The sequence below is a fragment of the Halostella litorea genome (assembly GCF_004785955.1).
GTDB lineage: Archaea > Halobacteriota > Halobacteria > Halobacteriales > Natronoarchaeaceae > Halostella > Halostella litorea.
Map to the genome: position 1 here is coordinate 479669 of NZ_ML214300.1, position 19420 is coordinate 499088.

Below are 19420 nucleotides of genomic sequence, written 5' to 3' on the forward strand. Positions count from 1 at the left end.
GGTCGCCCCCCGTCGGGTCGGCCGGCGATCCGCCGTCTTACATCGCGCCTGGACGCCCGGCACTATAATGTTACCTGTTAACACGACCCGCATCGGCGGTTGAATAATTACTACGCCCGGAGTCAACCATTCGGTCGGCTTCCGTCCGCGACGCCCGCCGTCCCTCAGGAACTTCCGTTAGAGTCAAACTGTCGGGCGTCGAACGTCGGGGCATGAGCCAGACCCAGCGGTCCATCCGATGCCTCGTCGCCAAGGTCGGACTGGACGGGCACGACCGGGGCGCGCACGTCATCGCGCGGGCGTTCAGGGACGCCGGCTTCGAGGTGATCTACTCCGGGCTCCACAAGGCCCCCGACGAGATCGTCCAGGCCGCCGTCCAGGAGGACGTCGACGTCCTCGGTATCTCCATTCTGTCGGGCGCGCACAACACGCTCGTCCCGAAGGTGATAGACGGGCTGAAGGAGTACGACGCCTTCGAGGACACGCTCGTGCTCGTCGGCGGGGTGATCCCCGACGAGGACGAGGCCCACCTGAAGGAACTCGGCGTGGCCGAGGTGTTCGGGCCGGGCACCAAGATGGAGGAGACCATCGAGTTCGTCCGCGCGAACGTCCGGGAGCGATGAGCGCGGACGTGGCGTCGCTCGTCGACGGGCTGCTGGCCGGGGAGCAGCGCGCGCTCGCCCGGACCATCACGAAGATCGAGAACCGGGAGCCGGGCTACCGGGAACTCGTCTCCGCGCTGTACGAGCACACCGGCGACGCCGAGGTGATCGGCGTCACCGGCAGCCCCGGCGCGGGCAAGTCGACGCTGGTCGACAAGCTTACCGAGCGGTTCCGCGAGGACGGCGACACGGTCGGCGTCATCGCGGTCGACCCGTCGTCGCCGTACACCGGCGGCGCGGTGCTTGGCGACCGCATCCGGATGGCCTCGAACGTCGGCGACATGGACGTGTTCTTCCGCTCGATGAGCGCGCGGGGCAACCTCGGGGGCATCTCCGCCGCCACCGCGGACGCGGTGAAGGCTCTGGACGCGTTCGGCAAGGACCGGATCATCGTCGAGACGGTCGGGGCCGGACAGAACGAGATCGACATCGTCCGCACCGCCGACACCGTCGCCGTCCTCGTGCCGCCCGGTAACGGCGACGAGGTCCAGACGCTGAAGGCCGGCATCCTGGAGATCGGCGACGTGTTCGTGGTCAACAAGGCCGACGTGGCCGGCGCGGACCGCACGGTCCAGGAGCTAAAGGAGATGATCCAGCTAGCCGGCGACACGGGCGCGCCGGCCGCCGGCCATCACGGTCCCGACCAGCACGCGCTCGGCGACGCGACGGCCGACCGGGCCGGCGACGGCTGGACGCCGAGCGTCGTCGAGACCGTCGCCACGAGCGGCGAAGGCGTCGACGATCTGATCGGGGCGCTCGCCGCCCACCGCGAGCACATGGTCGAGAGCGGCCGGCTCGACGAGAAGGCCCGGGGCCGGGTCGCCGAGGAGATCCGCCTGCTGCTCCGCGAGGACGCGGGCGGCCTGCTGGAGCGCGAACTCGACCGCCGTGGGGGGATCGACGATCTCGTGGCGGCCGTCCGGGACGGCGAGACCGACCCGTACGCCATCGCCGACGAGATCGTCGAGCCGATCGAGGCGTGTCTGGCCGACCGCGACGGGTCGGCTTAAGTCGCTGGCCGCCGTACCTCGGCGCATGAGACTCCGGAACATCGCGGCCGCCGCGGCCGGCGGGCTCGGCGCGACGGCGCTCGCCAACGCGGCGCTTGCGCGGCGCGCGGACCCGCTCGACGCCCCTCTCCCCGGCGACGAAGGGACGTACCGCTGGCGCGGGCTGGACGTGTCGTACACCGAGGCCGGCGACCCCGAGGACCCCGACCTGCTGCTCCTCCACGGCGTCAACGCCGCCGGCACGAGCATGGAGTTCGCGCCGGTGTTCGAGGACCTGGCCGCCGAGTACCACGTGATCGCGCCCGACCTCCCCGGGTTCGGCCGCTCCGGCCGGCCGCCGCTGCTGTACTCGGCGTCGCTGTACGAGTCGTTCGTGGCCGACTTCGCCGGCGACGTCACCGAGGACGCCGTCTGCGTCGCGTCGTCGCTGACGGGGTCGTACGCGGTCGCCGCCGCCGAGACGGTCGACTTCGAGCGCCTCGTGCTGGTCTGTCCCTCCGCCTCGTCGATGCCCGGGCGGCGGGTGTGGCTCCGGACCCTGTTCCGGTCGCCGCTGGTCGGCACGGCGCTGTTCAACCTGGTCGCCAGCAAGTCCTCCATCCGCTATTTCAGCGCCGACCACGGCTACTACGACACCGACAACCTCTCCGACGAGAAACTCGACTACCAGTGGCAAAGCGCCCACCAGCCCGGCGCGCGGTACGCGCCGGCGTCGTTCATCAGCGGCTTCCTCGACCCGGATCTGGACCTGAGCGAGGCGGTCGCCGACCTCGACGTCCCGGTCACGCTCGTCTGGGGCCGCGAGAGCGACATCACGCCGCTGTCGGAGGGCCGCGACCTCGCCGACGAGGCGGACGCGCGGCTCGTCGTAATCGACTACGCGCGACTGCTCCCGCACGCCGAACACCCCGACGAGTTCCTCGACGCGGTCGCGCGGGAGCTACCGCGGGCGGAAGGCGAGTAAGCGCCGCCCCGTCGTCTCCGACGCCTCGACGGCGAGTTCGACCGGCAGGCCCGCCTCCGCCTCGTCGGGGTCGACGCCCCGTAGCTGGCCGGTCAGCCGGACCGGGCCGAACCGCGCGATGGCCGTGACGTAGGGCGCGTCGTCGGCGAACGCCGGCGTCGCGACGTGCGCGACGGTGAACGTCTCCACCTCGCCGGCCGCCGGCAGCGGCTCCTCGGCCAGGTCCGGGTCCCCGCAGTCGGGACACACCGTCCGCGGCGGCAGCGAGCCGTGGCCCTCGGGACACGACAGGTAGTACGCCTCTCCGGCCTCCGCGGCGTCGAGGAAGTCGTCGTAGCCGGCGTCGCGCGCGCCGGTCGGGTCGTCGCTCATGCGGCCACCTCCGGGGCGAAGCCCCGGCGTACCCGCGTTCGCTCGCTCGGCTCGCTCATGCGGCCACCTCCAGCACGTGGACGATGCAACTCGCCACCGTCCCGCCCGCGTTGTGCGCGACGGCGACCTCCGCGTCCGCGACCGCGTCGCTGTTGACGTGGTCGCCCCGGAGCAACTGGGTCACCTCGGCGACCTGCGAGACGCCCGTCGCGCCGACGGGGTGGCCCTTCGCCTTCAGGCCGCCCGATAGGTTCACCGGGAGTTCGCCGTCCCGGGTCGTCTCGCCGCGCCGGGCCGCCCCGATCGCCTCGCCGGTCTCGTAGAGGTCGAGCGACTCCAGCGCCAGCGCCTCCGCGATGGTGAAGCAGTCGTGGACCTCCGCGAAGTCGACGTCCCCCGGCCCGACGCCGGCGTCGTCGTACGCCTCCGCGGCGGCCTCGTCGGCGGCCGGCGTGCGCGCGAGGTAGTCGCGGTCCTGCAGGGCCATCCCGTCGCCGCCCTGGCCCGTGCCCGTGACCGCGACCGGTGCGTCCACGCCCGTCCGCTCCGCGTACTCGTCGCTGACCAGCACCAGCGCGCTCGCGCCGTCGCTGATCGGGCAGGAGTCGTACAGCCCGAGCGGCTCGGCCACCGGCGGCGCGTCCAGCACGTCCGCGACCGTGATCTCCCGCTGGTACTGCGCGAGGTCGTTGCCGACGGCGTTGGCGTGGTTCTTCACGGCGATGGCGGCCAGGTCCTCGCGGTCGCCGCCGTACTCCTCGAAGTACGCCCGCGCCATCAGCGCGTACGCCCCCGGGAACGTCATCCCGGCCCGGACCTCCCACAGTTCGTCGGCGGCGATGGCGAGCGCCTCGGTCGCGCCCGCGGTCCCGAGGTTGGTCATCCGCTCGGCCCCGCCGACGAGGACGACCTCCTCCTCGCCGTTGCGGACGTCCCGGACCGCCGCCCGGAGCGCGGCCGACGAGGACGCGCAGGCGCTCTCGTAGCGCGTCGCCGGCGCGCGGACGCCCGCCGCCTCGGCCATCAGCGGCCCCTGGTGTCCCTGACGCTCGGAGAGTTCGCCCATGAAGTTGCCGTACCGGAGCGACTCGACGTCCGCCCGCGGGACGCCCGCGTCCGCGAACGCCCGGTCGGCCGCCGTCCCGAACAGGTCTCGCCCCGTCCGCTCGGGGGTTTCTCCGAACTCCGTCAGTCCGACGCCCGCGACGCGTACCCCTGTCATGGTGCCACGTAGACGACCCACGGGCTAAAGGGATCGGGCCGGACCGCCCGCGCGGTCGTTCCGTTGGGTTTCTATACGGGCGCGCCCCTAGGCGGGCGCATGGACGAGCAGCCGGGACTCAGCGACCAGTATCGGATGTCCAGCCCGTGGCCCGTTCTCATCGCGTTCGGACTCGCTATCGCGGAGGTCGGCATCGTCTGGCCGCTGGCCCCGCTCGCGGTCGGGGGCCTCCTCATGTTCGTCGGGAGCGTCGTCGGCATCCTCCGGGAGGCCGGCTACGTCGCCAGCCCGTGGCCGCTGCTGTCCGGCTTTGCCGTCGCGCTCCTCGCCATCGGCGTCGGGCTGTTCCTGTACAGCGGCGGCGCGTTCGCCGTCAACAGCGTCACCGAGAGCCTGCGGACGGCGGGCAGCATCGGCCTCCGCGGGGTCGCAATCGCCGCCGCCGGCGTGCTGGCGCTCGTCGGGGCCGTCGTCGGGAAGTACTGGACGACGGCAAACGCCGAGCCGCGGGTCTGACCCGGTCGGCGCCGCCCCGGGTCCGCGGCGAACCGACAACCTATTTCCGTCCGGCCACGAACTAGCGGCCAACATGTCAGAGAAGGTTTTCGACAGGGAGACGCTGTTGGACCTCACGGTGAACGTCATCCCGCTGGGGATCCTGGTGTTTTTCATCGGCGCGTTCACGTTCGCGAACCCCTTCGGCTGGGACGCCACCTACTCGTCGCTCCAGTTCGCCATCGTCGGCTCGATGATCGTGTTGCTGGCGTTTCTCACCTACTACTCGGGCAAACTCATCTCCGAGGACGAGATGGCCCGCGAGGCCGCCGGCGAGGACGCGGAGTAGGTAGGCACGCTCCGCCCCTCGCGGCCGGGGCGGCGGCCCGAACGTGTACGGGAGTGGACTGGTAAGGGAAGGCACCGAACCGTCCGCCGAAAGCCGGACCCGAATCTTTCTTAATCCTGCAATCCCGACGAACGCCTATGGCAATCGAAGGGCAGTTAGCGCTGACGGTGCTGATGGGGGCCTTGCTCGTGGGGGTCGCCGTCTGGCTCACGCGCCTCGAGAACTGGCGCTCGTACACGCCGCTCGCGGGCGGGGGAGCCGTCGGCGACGAGACAGGCCACGCACATCAGGAAAAGCCCGGCGGCCTCATCCGCTGGCTCACGACGGTCGACCACAAGGACATCGGCCTGCTGTACGGGACGTACGCGCTCGTCGCGTTCGTCTGGGGCGGCCTCGCCGCCGTCCTCATGCGGGCCGAACTCACGACGGAGAACATCGCGCTGTTGGGCAACACGCAGGTGTACAACGCCCTGCTGACGAGCCACGGGATCACGATGCTGTTCCTGTTCGGGACGCCGATCATCGCGGCGTTCGCGAACTACCTCGTCCCGCTGCTCATCGACGCGGACGACATGGCGTTCCCGCGGATCAACGCCATCGCGTTCTGGCTGCTCCCGCCCGGCGCGTTGCTCATCTGGGGCGGCTTCTTCATCGCGCCTTTCACCGACGCGGTGTCGAACGCCGCCGCGACGTCGTGGACCATGTACCCGCCGCTGTCGGTCGAGCAGACCAACCCCACGGTCGACCTCATGCTGCTCGGTCTCCACCTGACGGGAGTCTCGGCGACCATGGGGGCGATCAACTTCATCGCCACCATCTTCACCGAGCGCGGCGAGGAGGTCGGCTGGTCGAACCTCGACATCTTCTCGTGGACGATCCTCACCCAGTCCGGGCTCATCCTGTTTGCCTTCCCGCTTCTGGGCAGCGCGATCGTGATGCTGCTGCTCGACCGGAACTTCGACACGATGTTCTTCGCCGTGGAGGGCGGCGGGACGATACTCTGGCAACACCTGTTCTGGTTCTTCGGCCACCCCGAGGTGTACATCCTCGTCCTCCCGCCGATGGGGATCGTCAGCTACGTCCTCCCACGGTTCGCCGGGCGGAAGCTGTTCGGGTTCAAGTTCGTCGTCTACTCCACGCTGGCCATCGGCGTGCTCTCGTTCGGCGTCTGGGCCCACCACATGTTCACGACGGGCATCGACCCGCGCCTCCGCGCTAGCTTCATGGCGGTGTCGCTGGCCATCGCCATACCGAGCGCGGTCAAGACGTTCAACTGGATCACGACGATGTGGAACGGCAACATCCGGCTGACGACGCCGATGCTGTTCTGCATCGGGTTCATCTCGAACTTCATCATCGGCGGGGTCACGGGCGTGTTCCTCGCGGCCATCCCGGTCGACCTCGTGCTCCACGACACGTACTACGTCGTCGGGCACTTCCACTACGTCGTGATGGGCGCCATCGCCTTCGCCGGCTTCGCCGGGCTGTACTACTGGTACCCGATGTACACCGGGCGGATGTACCAGCGGACGCTCGGGAAGTGGCACTTCTGGCTGTCGATGATCGGCACGAACCTGACGTTCTTCACCATGATCCTGCTGGGCTACGCCGGCTTCACGCGCCGCTACGCCACCTACGGCGGGCTCACCGTCGGGCCGGTCGAGACCATCACCGTGCTCCACCAGCTCGCCACCGTCGGCGCGTTCATCCTGCTCATCGGGCAGGTCATCTTCGTCTGGAACATGGTGAGCTCCTGGATCGACGGGCGGAAGATCGAGGACGGCGACCCGTGGAACCTGGAGGAGAACGGCGTCCACACCCGCGAGTGGACCTGGTTCGACCGGAAGATAAGCACGACGCTCATGGACGGCGGCGACGAGACGGAGACGCTCCCCGACGGCGGGCAGGAGCCGACCGACGACTCCTGACGGCGTCCGCCGCCGAAAACTAACCGCGGTTCGTTCGTCCGGGCGGTCCGACCGCCGACCCGTTTTTCGCCGCCTTACCCCATGACGAGGACGATCCCCATCACGAACATCAGCACGACGATCCCCCCGAGGACGAGCCCCAGCAGTTCCTTCTCGCTCATACCCGCGGTACGGACGGAGAGCGCAAAAGCCTAACCGTTCCCGCCCCTACGTCGGTGCATGTCGACGATCACGGACGCCTCGGTCGGCGGGAAGCGGATGGTGCTTGGCATCTACGCCGCCATCGTCGCGCTCGCCGCCGTCTTCGGCGCGATGGTCGGGCTGGTGCTCCCGGCGAAGGAGAACGCGCCGGAGACGGCCGGCTTCGGCCCGTTCGTCTTCGAGATTAACCCGCTGAACTTCGCGGTGTACGGGGCCGTGAACATCGCCGTCGTCCTCGGGGTCCTCCTGCTTCTGATGTGGGCCGTGTCGAACCGCTACCCGGACGCCTAGCCCTGGCCGACCATCCCCTCCTCGTCGTCCCACTCCTCCTCGCGTAGTTCGTACTTCTGGACCTTGCCGGTCGCCGTCGTCGGGAGTTCCTCGACGAACTCGAACCGGCGGACGACCTTGTACCCCGCCAGCCGCGACTCGCAGAACTCCTTGAGTTCGTCCGGCGAGACCGGCGGGTCGTCGGGGTCGCCGTTCGACGGGACGACGAACGCCTTGGGCGTCTCGCCCCACTGCTCGCTGGGGGCGGGGATGACCGCGACCTGCTGGACCGCGTCGTGGTCGTAGAGCGTGTCCTCGAGTTCGATGCTCGAGATGTTCTCCCCGCCGGAGATGATGATGTCCTTCTTCCGGTCCTGGATGGCGATCATGCCGTTGTCGTCGACGGTCGCCAGGTCGCCGGTGTGGTAGTAGCCCTCGACCCGGTCCGTGAACGCCTCCTCGGTCGCCTCGGGCTTGTTCCAGTAGCGGTCCATCACCTGGTTGCCCCGCACGACTATCTCGCCGACCGACGCGTCGTCGCGGGCGACGTCCGCGCCGTTCTCGTCGACGACGCGCACCTCGGTGCCGAGATAGCCCATCCCCTGTCGCTTTTTGATCTTGAATCGGGCGTCGCTGTCCCCGTCGAACAGCCGACGGGCGTCGGAGGTGGTGATGAGCGGTCCCGTCTCGGTCGCGCCGTAGACGTGCTTGAGCCGCCAGCCAAACTCGTCCTCGACCGTGCGGATGGTCGCCTCCGGCGGGGCGCTGCCGGCAGTCGCGATCCGCACGTCGTTGTCGCCGGTCGTCTCGACGTCGCCGTCGCGCGCGTCGTAGTGGTCGCTCAGCATGTTCAACACGGTCGGCGCGCCACAGAGGTAGGAGACGTCCTCCGCGGCGACGGTGTCGAAGATCCACTCGGCGTCGACGCCGCGGGTGCAGACGTGGGTCGCGCCCATCCCGGTGACGGCGTAGATGTGCCCCCAGCCGTTGACGTGGAACATCGGCAGGGTCCAGAGGTAGACGTCGTCGTCCCGGAGTTCCTGGTGGACGGAGACGAGGTAGGCGTGCAGCACCTCGTTCCGGTGGGTCCGGACGACGCCCTTCGGGTCGCCGGTCGTCCCGGAGGTGTAGTTGATGGTGATGTCGTCGTCCTCGCTCATCTCCGGCCGGTCGTAGTCGGTGCCGGCCGCCTCGATGACGTCGTCGAACGCCTCCCAGTCGCCGTCGACGGCCCCGGCGTCGTTGGTGACGAACGTCTCCGTGGGCACGTCGTCCCGGACTGCCTCGATCCGGTCGGCGTACTCGTAGTCGGCGTAGACGGCGTCGACGCCCGCGTCCGAGAGGATGTACTCGAAGTCGTCCGGCACCAGCCGGTAGTTCAGCGGCGTGTGGACGGCCCCGACCTGCATGCTCCCGAACGCCGCTTCGAGGTGGTAATGGGTGTTCGGGTCGAGCACGGCCACGCGGTCGCCCTTCTCGATCCCCCGGTCCTGCAGGAAGGCGGCGAACCGGTCGGCCCGTTCGCCCAGTTCGTCGTAGCTGTACCGCTCCCCGGTGGTCGCGACGACGGCTTCCTGCTGGCCGTAGTGCCGGCGCGCCCGGTCGAGGAAGTCAGTAACTAGCAGTGGCTTCTCCATCGCGGTTCACAGCACGGCCGAAAACATAATAGATGTTTTTGATATTCTCGCCCGTTGGGAACCTCCGTCGCGGGTGGGCGACGCGCGCGGCCGCACCCGGAGATCTACACCCCGTCGGACCACGGAGGCGTCGGTTCGCGTCAGGCCGTCCCGACTGTCTCCCGGTAGGAGCCGTGGCGGGCCTCGAACACGTCCATGATCTCGCCCATCGTGGCGTAGGCCTTCACCGCCCGGACGATCGGCGGCATCACGTTCTCGCCGCTTCCGATCGCCTCGTCGACGGCGGCCAGCGCGGCCTCGACGGCCTCGTCGTCGCGCTCCTCCTTGACCGCCGCAAGCCGGTCACGCTGGCGCTCCTGGACCGTCTCGTCGACCTTGAGGATCTCCGGGCGGGTGTCCTCCTCTATCTCGTACTCGTTGACGCCGACGACGACCTCCTCGCCCGACTCGACGCGTTCCTGGTACTCGTAGGAGGCGTCCTGGATCTCCCGGTGGAAGTACCCCCGTTCGATACCCGCGAGCACGCCGTCGCGGACCGAGCCGTCGCCCATCTCGCGGATCTCCTCGATGTACTCCATCGCCGCCGCCTCGACGTCGTCGGTGAGGCTCTCGACGGCGAAGCTCCCGCCGAGCGGGTCGACGATGTCGGCCGCGCCGCTCTCCTCGGCGATGATCTGCTGGGTCCGCAGGGCGACGCGGACGGCCTCCTCGCTCGGCAGCGCCAGCGCCTCGTCGAAGCTGTTGGTGTGGAGGCTCTGCGTGCCGCCGAGCACGCCCGCCAGCGCCTGGATCGTGACGCGGACGACGTTGTTCATGGGCTGTTGGGCCGTCAGCGACTGGCCGGCCGTCTGCGTGTGGAACTTGAGCTGTCGGGAAGCGTCGGCCTCCGCGCCGTACCACTCCTTCATCACGCGGGCGTAGATGCGCCGGGCGGCGCGGAACTTCGCGACCTCCTCGAAGATGGAGTTGTGGGCGTTGAAGAAAAAGGACAGTTGCGGGGCGAACTCGTCGACGTCCAGCCCGCGGTCCAGGCAGTCCTCGACGTACGCGAAGCCGTCCGCGAGGGTGAAGGCGAGTTCCTGGACGGCCGTGGACCCGGCCTCACGGATGTGGTAGCCCGACACCGAGATCGGCTTGAATTTCGGCGTCTCGTCGACGGCGAACTCGATGGTGTCGGTCACCACGTCCAGACTGGGCTCCGGCGGGACGACCCACTCCTTCTGCGCGATGAACTCCTTCAGCATGTCGTTCTGGAGCGTGCCACGGATCTCCTCGCGGGGGACGCCCTGCTGGTCGGCCAGCGCGACGTACATCGCGTAGATGACGGGCGCGGAGGGGTTGATCGTGAAGGAGGTCGACACCTCGCCCAGATCGATGCCGTCGAACAGTATCTCCATGTCCCGGAGCGTGTCGACGGCGACGCCCTCCTTGCCGACCTCCCCGTCCGAGAGGGGGTCGTCGGAGTCCTTCCCCATCAGCGTCGGCATGTCGAACGCCGTCGACAGCCCGGTCTGGCCCTCGTCGGTGAGGTAGTGGAACCGCTCGTTGGTCTCCTCGGCGGTGCCGAAGCCGGCGAACTGCCGCATCGTCCACGTCCGGCCGCGGTACATCGTCGGGTAGGGGCCGCGGGTGAAGGGCGGTTCGCCCGGGAAGCCCAGATCGTCCTCGTAGTCGACGTCGGCGACGTCCTCGGGGGTGTACAGGCGGTCGACGTCCATGTTCGACACCGTCGCGAAGCGGTCGCGCCGCTCGCCGTGTCGCTCCAGGGTCGGGTCCAGCGTCTCCGCCTCCCACTCCTCCCGGGCCTCGCGGATGGCCGCGAGATCGTCATCGTCGTACATGAACGTAAATATTGCCGGCACGGTCATTAATGATGCGGGTCCGGCCGGGTCAGTAGTCGCCCATCACCCCGCGCCGACGGGCGACGCCGGTACAGTACGCGAAGACGGCGTAGCCGAGGGCGGCGTAGCCGACGCCGGTCCCGACGAGGAGTGCGAGGTTCGCGGCCGAGAACTCCCAGAGGTGGACGCCGTCCCGCATCGCCAACTGGAGCATCGCACTCCCCTGGGACAGCGGCAGGAGGCGGACGACCGCGACTTCGGAGACCGGCGCGGCGATGAGCGCGATCAGCACGAACTGCATCAGTTGCGTGACGTTCTCGACGCGCTTGTACACCATCGCCAGCCCGGCGAAGACGAAGCCGACGCCGACGACGGAGGCGACCGCGAACACGCTGATCGGGACGACCGTCAGCAGGTCGACCGCGAGGCTCCGGTCCGTCGTCAGCAACATTAGTGCGAGCACGATCCCGCCCCAGACGAGGCTTTCGAGGACGTTCGCCACGACCTTCGCGCCCATGACGCTCCCGAAGCCGTAGGGGGACATGTACAGCTGTTCGAGCGTCCCCCACTGGGACTCCCGCGTGACGTTCATGGCGAGCCCGAAGTAGGCGGTCAACGACATCGTCCAGAGGAACCAGCCCACGACGAGGCCGTCGAGCGTCGACGACAGGCTCCCGACGCCGCCGACGCTCGACGCGGCGGCCCGCCCGCCGAAGAAGATGACCGCGAAAAAGAGATACACCGAAACGATCTGCGACAGCGTGTTCACAGGGTACCGGACCAGCAGGAGGGCCTTCTTGTAGACCACCGCGCGGAGGAGCGTGAGCCGTCCCGCCGTCCCGCCGTCCGCCGGGGGCGTGCTCACGACCGGTCACCCCCGGTCGCGCCGTCCGTCGGCCGGTCCCCGTCGGTGACGTGCAGGAACACGTCCTCCAGGTCCGGCTCGACCGCGTTCCAGGAGGCCACCGTGCAGTCGGCCGCCCGCAGCGCGTCGACGAGGTCGTAGAACTCGTCGCCGGTCACCCGCGTGACGAACCGCTCTCGGTCGCCCGCACGTCGGAACTCCTCGCCACCGAACTGCCGGCGGATCTCGCGGCGGAGCGGCTCCGGGAGCGCGTCGTCGACGGTGACCTCGTAGGCGCGGGTCCGGAACAGGTCGAGCAGGTTCTCGACGGTGTCGTCGGCGACGATCCCGCCCTCGTTCATGATGACGACCCGGTCGCAGACGGCCTGGACCACGTCCATGTCGTGGCTCGAGAGGACGACGGTCGTCCCCTCGCCGTCGACCAGCCGGCGCAGTTCCCGCCGGAGTTCGACCGAACTCTCGACGTCGAGGCCGAGGGTCGGCTCGTCCAGAAACACCACGTCGCCGCCGCGGGCGAGCGTCGCCGCCAGCGACGTCTTCTGTTTCATCCCACGCGAGAGGTCCCGGACGGCCTCGTCGGCCTTGTCGGCGAGGCCGAACTGCTCCAGCAGGGCGTCGTGCCGGTCGGCGAGCGCGTCGGGACGCTGGCCACCGAGGGCGGCGAAAAACCGGAGGTTCTCCCGGACGGTGAGCCGCCAGTACACGTTGCGCGCGCCCTCCAGCATCGCGCCGGCGGTGCGGTAGGCGGCGCGGGGGTTCGCGGCCACGTCGTGTCCGGAGAGCCTGACCGTGCCGTCGGTCGGCTCTATCAGCCCGAGCATCGACTTGATCGCGGTCGTCTTGCCGGCCCCGTTCGGCCCGAGGATCCCGACGGCGGTCCCGGGGGCGACGTCGAGGTCGATCCCGTCGACGGCCCGGACCGTCGACCCGCCGTCGCCGTACACCTTCGTCAGGTTCCGCACCGAGACTGCGGGGGTGCCGTCGGGGTCCGCCCCGCCGCTCCCGTCCGCGTCGCTTCCGTCGTCGGCCCGCGGGGACGTTGCTTCGCTCGACATGCACCTCACTGGCGGGGGCCGCTCATTAACGCTTTCCGGAACGGTCTTTCAGTTAATCTTCTGACACGTTCGGCGATCCGGTACCGACATGTTCGGGGCGGCCGTTCGCCCGGCCATGGCCGAAGACGCGACAGGTGGCGCCGACGCGGACGACGAACGTGGGCGGGCCGACGACGGCCCGGCGAAAACGGACCCGACAGACGCGTTCGACGCCCTCGGCGACGGGACCCGACTGACGATAGTCGAGGCGCTCGCCGACCACCGGCGACGGAACTGGGAGTGGGTCGGCCTCTCGTTTAGCGACCTCCGGAAGGCCGTCGGCGTGCGGGACGCCGGCCGGTTCAACTACCACCTGGACGAGTTGCGCGACACGTTCGTGGTGAAGGAGGGCGACGAGTACGTGGCGACCACGGCCGCTATGGAGGTCGCCGGGGCCGTCCGGGCGGGGACTTACACCGAGAGCAGGCGGTTTCGGGAGGAACTCGACCGGGCGTGTCCCGCCTGCGGGAGCGGTCTCGTCGCGGAGTACCGCCGCGGGACGCTTCTGGTCACCTGCCCGGACCACGGCACCGTCTTCGCCAACAGCGTCCCCGGCGGCGCGGTCGCCGACCGCGACCCGTCGACGGTGCTCGCGCTGGCCGACATGAAGGCCCGCCACGACCTTGAACGCGCGCGACGCGGGGCCTGCGTCCACTGCTGGGGGGACGTGTCGACGACGATGCCGGCCGAGCCGCCGGAGAGCGAGTCCGAGCAGGTCTTCGCGCGGCTGTCGTGTGCCGACTGCGGGATGGTGTTTTGTGTCCCTGCAGCGGCCTGTGTCGTCGAGCACCCCGCGGTCGTCGCCTTCTACTACGACCGGGGCGTCGACATCCGCGACCGGAGCTACCTCGATCTGGAGTTTCTGACCGCCGAAAACGGCGTCGTCGTGAGCGAGGACCCCGTCCGGGTCCGCGTCGACGTGGAACTCGACGACGACAGGCTGGAGCTCCTGCTCGATGGGGCAGCGTCGGTTGTCAAAGTGGCTGGACCCTGATTACTGCAGTCGCTCGGTCGTCTCGACGAGCGGGTGGCGGGCGTAGTCGACCACCTCCACGTCCGAGAGGCTCTCGAGGCCCTCCTCGTCGGCGGTACGCTCCATGCCGAGCGTCACGTCGTCGTCGACGACGATGACGTACGCGTCCATCTCGCCGAGGTCGAGCCGGTCGGCCGCGAGCACGCGGTGGTGGCCGTCGGCAAGCAGGAGCGTCCCGTTGTTGTCGATGACGACGAGCGGCTCCGCGAGGCCACGCTCCAGTTCGTAGCGCCGCCCCTCCAGTTCGTCGGCGTACACCCGGCCCTGCGTCGGGACCAGTTCGTCGAGCGGGACCTCGCGGCGCTCCTCCCGGAGGTCGATGCCGTGGATGTTCTCCAGGGTCCGCCGGAGCTTGCCCACCTTCTCCGGCGTCGCCCGCTCGATGTGGCTTCGGATCACGTCGGCGTTGCTGATGATGCCGACGAGGTTGCCGGCGTCGTCGACGACCGGGAGCTTCTGGATGCCCGACCGCAGGATGACGCGGGCGGCGTCGGTCACCTTCATCTCCGGATGGGCGACGATGAGGTCGTCGGTCATCACCGTGAAGATGGGGGCGTCGTCGTCCGCCAGCAGGAGGTCCCGCGCGGTGATGAACCCCTCGACCCGCCGGCGGTCCGTCACCGGGAACCCGGAGTGTTCGTCGCTCGCCGCGATCCGCTCGGAGACGGTCCCGACGGAGTCGTCGGGCGATACCGTCGCCACGTCGCGGGTCATGTACTCCCGCACTCGGGCCCTGCCCTCGGCGTCGCTCATGACGGACCGGAGGGTCGCGCGGCCCAAAAACCCCGCGTTGGGCGGTCGCGCCGCCCCGGCTCCGCCCGCTCAGGGGTCGGCGTCGTCCGGCGGTTCGGCCTCGCCGTCGCCGACGTACGGGAACGCCGCGTCCACGTCGGGGAGAAACGAGCTCTCGCGGTCGAGCCGCCGTTCGCGCACCGCGTCGAAGAACCGGTCGGTGACCACGTCGCGGACGACGGCCTCCAGCCGCTCGTCGCCCTCCACCTCGCCGATGACGCCGAGCGGAATCTGGGCGCCGGCCATGTCGGCGTGCCCGCCCGCGCTCCCGATCCGGTCGAACGCCGTCCGGAGCGTCGCCCCGAGGTCCAGGTCCGAGCCGCGGGTGCGGGCCGAGACGTAGACGACGCCGCCGTCGTACCCGTAGACGACGGTGGTGTGGACGCCGTCCATGTCCAGCAGCCTGTCGGCGGCCTGGGCGAGCGCGTCGCGCTCGGCGACTTCGCCGACGCAGGAGCAGAGGACGCCGTCGTCGACCTCGCGGTTGCGGATCGCGGCGGCGACCGTCTCGAACGTCTCCGGGTCGACGCTCGGCGACTCGACGCGCTCCAGCACGCCGTCGTCCGCGTGGGGCAACAGCGCCGCCGCCGCCTCGAAGTCCGCGGCCGACACCTCCCTGCTGAAGTCGGCGGTGTCGATCCGGATGCCGTACAGGAGCGCCGTCGCGACCGTCCGGTCGATCCCCACGCCGAACTGCCGGAGGTAGCCGGTCAGCAGCGTGCTGGTCGCGCCCACGTCGCTCCGCAGGTCGACGAACTTCGCCTCGACCGGCGCGCGGGGCGGGTGGTGGTCGATGACCACGTCGACGGGCGTCCCCTCCGGGAGCTGGTCGTTGACCCCCGGCTGGGAGTGGTCGACCAGGGCGATCCCGCCGAACACGGAGACGTCGTCCCCGGGGCCGAGTTGCCGCAGGTCGAGTTCGAGCAGGTTCACGAGCGCCCGGTTCTCCTGGTGGCTTATCTCGCCGTAGTAACAGACCACCGTCTCGACGCCGACGGCGGCCGCGATCCGGGACAGCGCGACCGCGCTGGCGATGGCGTCGGGGTCCGGGTTGTCGTGCATGACGACTGCGAGCGTCCCGTCGATCCGCCGGAGCGTCCGCCGCAGGCGGCGCGACTGGACGCCCGCCTCGCTGGCGACGAGGTCAACGACGTGCGCCGCCGTCGCCGTCCCGGGGTCGACGACCGAGTCGACGGCCGCCTCGATGGCCGCCCTGTCCGCCGGCGTCGCGCCGACCCCGACGTAGGCCAGCCGGAACGCGTCGGGGTACAGCTCCCGTGCGAGTTCCGCCGCCGCGACGTTCCTCCGCGGGTCGTCGCCGGCGACGACGACGGTGTCCGCCTCGGGCGCGATCTCGGAGACGGCCGCCGCGTCGGTCGGGTCCGCCCGCCGCGCCGGGACGCCGTCCTCGCGGAGCGTCTGCACGTGGTCGCGGTCGGAACAGACGACGTTCAGCTCCCCGTCCCGGTCCGCCACCGACTCGATGAGACGCCGCCCGACGGACCCACACCCCAGCAGTAGCCGGGATACCATACGCTCACTCTCGGCTCCGACGGTTAAAACGTAGCGCTACGGGCGGGCGGCGATGCGAGAAGCGGAAACCGGGTCAACGCGGGTCGAAACGGGTCGACGGACCGGTCAGGGCAGCAGCGTCGTCGCCGCGTCGACCGCCGTCGAGGAGACGGGGCCGAACGCGGGCAGCAGCGCGACCGTCACGACGGCCGCGACCACGATGGCCGCGTACAGCCCGACCGGCTGACTCCGGATGCCGATGCTCGCGACGTCGTCGCCGGGGTCCTCGATCCAGAGGGCCTTGACGACCCGCGAGTAGTAGTACAGCGACAGCGCGCTGTTTATCGCGCCGATAGCGGCCAGCCACCAGAAGCCGGCGTTGACCGCGCCCATGAACAGGATGTACTTGCTGGCGAAGCCGCCGAAGGGCGGCAGGCCGGCGAGGCTGAACATGAACACCGTCATCGCGAGCGAGGCGACCGGCGCGCGGGCGGCCAGTCCGTTGAAGTCCTCGAACGTGCGGCCCACGTCCCAGTATTCGGTCAGCGCGATGAACAGGAACGCGCCGGTGTTCATGAAGCCGTAGACGAGCAGGTGCATCATCCCGGCCCCGAGCACGAGTTCGCTGTTCGGCCCGGTGATCGCCGCGAGCCCGATGAGCGCGTAGCCGGCGTGCCCGACCGAGGAGTACGCGAGCATGCGCTTGACCTCGTCCTGGGTCGCCGCCGCGAAGTTGCCCAGCGTCATCGTCACCACCGCGAGGATCTGGATCGCGAACACCCAGTCGATCCCCATGTCGAGGAACGCGTCGACCGGGAACGCGACCGTGAACACGCGGAACGCGACGACGAAGCCGGCGGCCTTCGACGCCGAGGAGAGGAACGCGCTGATCGGCGCTGGCGCGCCCTCGTATGCCTCCGGCGCCCAGAAGTGGAACGGCACGCTGGCGGTCTTGAACGCGATCCCGCCCAGCACCAGCAACACGCCGACGCCGAGCACGCCGACCAGTTCCGTGCCGGCGGCGGCCTCCGCGACGGCCGCCAGTTCGAGCGAGCCGGTGACGGCGTACACGAGGCTGATGCCGTAGACGAACACCGCCGAGGAGAGCGCGCCGACGAGGAAGTACTTCAGCCCCGCCTCGACGCTCCCGCGGTTCTCCTTCAGGAACGCGACCAGCGCGTACGACGAGAGGCTGAGCAGTTCGAAGCTGACGAACACGGTCGCCAGGCTCGTCGCGCTCGCCATCGTCGCCATGCCCGTCGCCGCGAGCATGATGAGCGAGTAGTACTCCGCCTGGTAGCTGTGGTCGCGCAGGTAGTCGTAGCTCGCGACGGTCACCATCGACGTCACGCTCGTGAAGATGAACGTGAACAGCAGGCTGGCCTGGTCGACGACCAGCTGGCCGCCGAACAGCTCGATGACGCCGCGACCGTTCGGATCGCCGACGCCGGCCATGAGATACCAGCCCGTGACCGCGAGCGCGAGCAGGCTCCCGGCGGTCGCGGTGCCGGCGAGCGCCGGGCGGTTCGACGAGTCGGGGTCGATGCTGTCGACGACGAGCAGGACCAGCGACGTCGCGGCCAGGATCAGCGCCGGCGCGAGCGCGGCCCAGGTCGGGAGTTCGTATGCAGCCATCAGTGACCACCTCCGAGGCCCGCTTCAACGAGGGGCATCTGGTTGACGGCGTCCCGGATCATCTCGAAGAAGAGATCCGGCGCGACGCCGAGCGCGATGACGAGCAGCAGTAGCGCGAACAGCGGGGCGACGTCGTGCAGCGGCGCGCGCGTCACCTCGTAGTCGGTGTCCAGCCGGAAGGGACCGAACAGCGTCCGCTGCATCGCGAACAGCAGGTAGCCCGCCACGATGACGATGCCGAACATCGCCACCGCCGTGAACACCGGCGCGCCCGAGAGCGTGCCCGAGCGGAACGCGCCGAGGAACACGAAGAACTCGGCGGCGAAGCCGGACATCAGCGGCAGGCCCATGTAGCCGAAGGCGCCGCCGATGAGGATGCCGACCGTCACCGGCATGCGGTCGGCCAGCCCGGACATGTCCGTCACCATCCGGGTGTGGGTCGTGTTGTAGATGACGCCGACCGCCATGAACATCAGCCCCGAGATGAGGCCGTGGGAGATCATCTGGAACGTCGCGCCGCCGACGCCGTACGTCGTGTACGCGACGAGGCCCAGTATCACGTACCCCATCGAGGAGACCGAGGAGTACGCGACGATGCGTTTCAGGTCCTGCTGGGCCAGCGCCAGCAGCGCGCCGTAGATGACGCTCACCACGGCGAAGATGGCGATGAGTTCGGCGTTGGCGGCGGCCACGTCCGACAGCATCGTGAAGTTGAACCGCAGCAGCGCGTACGTCCCCATCTTCAGCAGGACGCCGGCCAGAAGCACCGACACGGGCGTCGGGGCCTCGACGTGGGCGTCCGGCAGCCACGTGTGGAACGGGACGACGGGCACCTTCACCGCGAACCCGGCGAACATCACGAGGAACGCGGCGTTCTTGAGCGTGCTCACGCTCGTCCAGCTCGGCGCCGTCAGTTCGCCCGCGTTGAGCGACTGGGCGACCGTCGGCAGGTCGAACGTGTCGACTGGCAGGTTGAAGACGAGCGCGACGAAGCCGATGAACATCGCCAGGCTGGCGACGTTGGTGTAGACGAACACCTTGATCGCCGCGTACTTCCGGCGCGGGCCGCCCCAGACGCCGATGAGCAGGTACAGCGGGACCAGCACGGCCTCCCAGAAGACGAACCAGACGAAGAAGTCCAGCGCGGCGAACACGCCGAGCAGGCCCGCCTCCATGAACAGCACCAGCCCGTAGAACTGGGACTGGCGCTCGTCGATGGGGGTCCACGCCGAGACGATGGCAAGCGTCGTCAGCACCGTCGTCAGGACGATGAGCGGCATGCTGATGCCGTCCAGCCCGACGTGCCAGTTGAGCGAGTACGAGCCGAGCGTGATCCACTCGGCCGAGTTCTCGAAGGCGAGCGACCCGCCCTCAAGCAGGGCGTTGCCCGACCCGTCGAAGCGGCTGTACATCACGAGGCTCCCGACCAGGGGGAGCACGCTGATCGCCGCCGCCAGCTCGCCGGCGTAGCGGTTCGGCGCGACGAAAGCGACCAGCGACCCGACGAACGTGACCGCCATGAGCGTCTCTATCAACAT

The 19420-nt window shown here is 69.6% G+C and carries 18 protein-coding genes; 8 read left to right on the top strand and 10 right to left on the bottom strand.

Annotated features, from left to right (window positions below):
* The first annotated feature begins 212 nt into the window (after positions 1–212).
* The 3 genes from EYW40_RS02480 to EYW40_RS02490 are packed head-to-tail and all read left to right on the top strand — an operon-like array spanning position 213 to position 2636.
* The gene (locus EYW40_RS02480) at positions 213–623 is read left to right on the top strand and encodes a cobalamin B12-binding domain-containing protein (RefSeq protein WP_135820039.1); all 411 of its coding nucleotides are present in this window, start codon (positions 213–215) and stop codon (positions 621–623) included.
* A complete protein-coding gene (gene meaB, locus EYW40_RS02485; protein WP_135820040.1) occupies positions 620–1672 on the top strand; it encodes a methylmalonyl Co-A mutase-associated GTPase MeaB in 1053 nt (350 codons plus the stop codon). Before EYW40_RS02480 ends, meaB begins: the two co-directional genes overlap by 4 nt.
* A 25-nt stretch (positions 1673–1697) precedes the next feature.
* Positions 1698–2636, top strand: a complete 939-nt coding sequence (locus EYW40_RS02490; protein WP_135820041.1) for an alpha/beta fold hydrolase — start codon at positions 1698–1700, stop codon at positions 2634–2636.
* Here the strand turns inward: EYW40_RS02490 and EYW40_RS02495 are convergent.
* Entirely contained in the window at positions 2613–3008 is a 396-nt protein-coding gene (locus tag EYW40_RS02495; protein ID WP_135820042.1) for a Zn-ribbon domain-containing OB-fold protein, read from the bottom strand. The two genes, EYW40_RS02490 and EYW40_RS02495, sit on opposite strands and share 24 nt — an antisense overlap.
* Before the next feature lie 55 nt (positions 3009–3063).
* Complete coding sequence (locus tag EYW40_RS02500) at positions 3064–4230, bottom strand: thiolase C-terminal domain-containing protein (protein WP_135820043.1); 1167 nt, start codon at positions 4228–4230, stop codon at positions 3064–3066.
* A gap of 99 nt (positions 4231–4329) precedes the next feature.
* Here EYW40_RS02500 and EYW40_RS02505 point away from each other — a divergent pair, with 99 nt between their 5' ends.
* From EYW40_RS02505 to EYW40_RS02520, 4 genes are all read left to right on the top strand, one after another.
* Positions 4330–4746 carry a DUF7541 family protein gene (locus EYW40_RS02505; RefSeq protein WP_135820044.1) on the top strand — a complete coding sequence of 139 codons (417 nt, stop codon included), beginning with the start codon at positions 4330–4332 and terminating at the stop codon, positions 4744–4746.
* Between the two features lie 73 nt (positions 4747–4819).
* Entirely contained in the window at positions 4820–5074 is a 255-nt protein-coding gene (locus EYW40_RS02510; RefSeq protein WP_135820045.1) for a DUF6684 family protein, read from the top strand.
* Between the two features lie 173 nt (positions 5075–5247).
* The gene (locus tag EYW40_RS02515; RefSeq protein WP_135820611.1) at positions 5248–7002 is read left to right on the top strand and encodes a cbb3-type cytochrome c oxidase subunit I; all 1755 of its coding nucleotides are present in this window, start codon (positions 5248–5250) and stop codon (positions 7000–7002) included.
* A gap of 219 nt (positions 7003–7221) precedes the next feature.
* Positions 7222–7494, top strand: a complete 273-nt coding sequence (locus tag EYW40_RS02520) for a DUF7520 family protein (RefSeq protein WP_135820046.1) — start codon at positions 7222–7224, stop codon at positions 7492–7494.
* Here EYW40_RS02520 and EYW40_RS02525 read toward each other — a convergent pair.
* The 4 genes from EYW40_RS02525 to EYW40_RS02540 all read right to left on the bottom strand — a co-directional run bounded on the left by EYW40_RS02525 (position 7491) and on the right by EYW40_RS02540 (position 12871).
* Complete coding sequence (locus tag EYW40_RS02525) at positions 7491–9110, bottom strand: long-chain-fatty-acid--CoA ligase (RefSeq protein WP_135820047.1); 1620 nt, start codon at positions 9108–9110, stop codon at positions 7491–7493. The two genes, EYW40_RS02520 and EYW40_RS02525, sit on opposite strands and share 4 nt — an antisense overlap.
* 140 nt (positions 9111–9250) lie before the next feature.
* The gene (locus EYW40_RS02530; protein ID WP_135820048.1) at positions 9251–10951 is read right to left on the bottom strand and encodes an acyl-CoA mutase large subunit family protein; all 1701 of its coding nucleotides are present in this window, start codon (positions 10949–10951) and stop codon (positions 9251–9253) included.
* 49 nt (positions 10952–11000) lie between these two features.
* Entirely contained in the window at positions 11001–11816 is an 816-nt protein-coding gene (locus EYW40_RS02535; RefSeq protein WP_135820049.1) for an ABC transporter permease, read from the bottom strand.
* Positions 11813–12871, bottom strand: a complete 1059-nt coding sequence (locus tag EYW40_RS02540; RefSeq protein WP_135820050.1) for an ABC transporter ATP-binding protein — start codon at positions 12869–12871, stop codon at positions 11813–11815. Before EYW40_RS02540 ends, EYW40_RS02535 begins: the two co-directional genes overlap by 4 nt.
* Before the next feature lie 115 nt (positions 12872–12986).
* Between EYW40_RS02540 and EYW40_RS02545 the strand changes: the two genes are divergently transcribed.
* Positions 12987–13904, top strand: a complete 918-nt coding sequence (locus EYW40_RS02545; protein ID WP_135820051.1) for a winged helix-turn-helix domain-containing protein — start codon at positions 12987–12989, stop codon at positions 13902–13904.
* On the opposite strand, the gene EYW40_RS02550 is transcribed toward EYW40_RS02545, so the two are convergent.
* The 4 genes from EYW40_RS02550 to EYW40_RS02565 all read right to left on the bottom strand — a co-directional run bounded on the left by EYW40_RS02550 (position 13905) and on the right by EYW40_RS02565 (position 19420).
* Complete coding sequence (locus EYW40_RS02550) at positions 13905–14696, bottom strand: CBS domain-containing protein (RefSeq protein WP_135820052.1); 792 nt, start codon at positions 14694–14696, stop codon at positions 13905–13907.
* A 69-nt stretch (positions 14697–14765) separates the two neighbouring features.
* The gene (locus EYW40_RS02555; RefSeq protein ID WP_135820053.1) at positions 14766–16268 is read right to left on the bottom strand and encodes a DHH family phosphoesterase; all 1503 of its coding nucleotides are present in this window, start codon (positions 16266–16268) and stop codon (positions 14766–14768) included.
* A 105-nt stretch (positions 16269–16373) separates the two neighbouring features.
* Complete coding sequence (locus tag EYW40_RS02560) at positions 16374–17882, bottom strand: NADH-quinone oxidoreductase subunit N (protein WP_135820054.1); 1509 nt, start codon at positions 17880–17882, stop codon at positions 16374–16376.
* Positions 17882–19420 carry a complex I subunit 4 family protein gene (locus tag EYW40_RS02565; protein ID WP_135820055.1) on the bottom strand — a complete coding sequence of 513 codons (1539 nt, stop codon included), beginning with the start codon at positions 19418–19420 and terminating at the stop codon, positions 17882–17884. Before EYW40_RS02565 ends, EYW40_RS02560 begins: the two co-directional genes overlap by 1 nt.

What these genes read in the sequence shown, in the direction of transcription:
- EYW40_RS02510 (WP_135820045.1), top strand. Translation starts at nt 4,820, where the DNA reads ATGTCAGAGAAGGTTTTCGACAGGGAGACGCTGTTGGACCTCACGGTG.
- EYW40_RS02515 (WP_135820611.1), top strand. Translation starts at nt 5,248, where the DNA reads ATGGGGGCCTTGCTCGTGGGGGTCGCCGTCTGGCTCACGCGCCTCGAG.
- EYW40_RS02500 (WP_135820043.1), bottom strand. Translation starts at nt 4,230, where the DNA reads ATGACAGGGGTACGCGTCGCGGGCGTCGGACTGACGGAGTTCGGAGAA.
- EYW40_RS02525 (WP_135820047.1), bottom strand. Translation starts at nt 9,110, where the DNA reads ATGGAGAAGCCACTGCTAGTTACTGACTTCCTCGACCGGGCGCGCCGG.
- EYW40_RS02540 (WP_135820050.1), bottom strand. Translation starts at nt 12,871, where the DNA reads ATGTCGAGCGAAGCAACGTCCCCGCGGGCCGACGACGGAAGCGACGCG.
- EYW40_RS02560 (WP_135820054.1), bottom strand. Translation starts at nt 17,882, where the DNA reads ATGGCTGCATACGAACTCCCGACCTGGGCCGCGCTCGCGCCGGCGCTG.
- EYW40_RS02495 (WP_135820042.1), bottom strand. Translation starts at nt 3,008, where the DNA reads ATGAGCGACGACCCGACCGGCGCGCGCGACGCCGGCTACGACGACTTC.
- EYW40_RS02505 (WP_135820044.1), top strand. Translation starts at nt 4,330, where the DNA reads ATGGACGAGCAGCCGGGACTCAGCGACCAGTATCGGATGTCCAGCCCG.
- meaB (WP_135820040.1), top strand. Translation starts at nt 620, where the DNA reads ATGAGCGCGGACGTGGCGTCGCTCGTCGACGGGCTGCTGGCCGGGGAG.
- EYW40_RS02555 (WP_135820053.1), bottom strand. Translation starts at nt 16,268, where the DNA reads ATGGTATCCCGGCTACTGCTGGGGTGTGGGTCCGTCGGGCGGCGTCTC.
- EYW40_RS02545 (WP_135820051.1), top strand. Translation starts at nt 12,987, where the DNA reads ATGGCCGAAGACGCGACAGGTGGCGCCGACGCGGACGACGAACGTGGG.
- EYW40_RS02530 (WP_135820048.1), bottom strand. Translation starts at nt 10,951, where the DNA reads ATGTACGACGATGACGATCTCGCGGCCATCCGCGAGGCCCGGGAGGAG.
- EYW40_RS02490 (WP_135820041.1), top strand. Translation starts at nt 1,698, where the DNA reads ATGAGACTCCGGAACATCGCGGCCGCCGCGGCCGGCGGGCTCGGCGCG.
- EYW40_RS02480 (WP_135820039.1), top strand. Translation starts at nt 213, where the DNA reads ATGAGCCAGACCCAGCGGTCCATCCGATGCCTCGTCGCCAAGGTCGGA.
- EYW40_RS02550 (WP_135820052.1), bottom strand. Translation starts at nt 14,696, where the DNA reads ATGAGCGACGCCGAGGGCAGGGCCCGAGTGCGGGAGTACATGACCCGC.
- EYW40_RS02520 (WP_135820046.1), top strand. Translation starts at nt 7,222, where the DNA reads ATGTCGACGATCACGGACGCCTCGGTCGGCGGGAAGCGGATGGTGCTT.
- EYW40_RS02565 (WP_135820055.1), bottom strand. Translation starts at nt 19,420, where the DNA reads ATGTTGATAGAGACGCTCATGGCGGTCACGTTCGTCGGGTCGCTGGTC.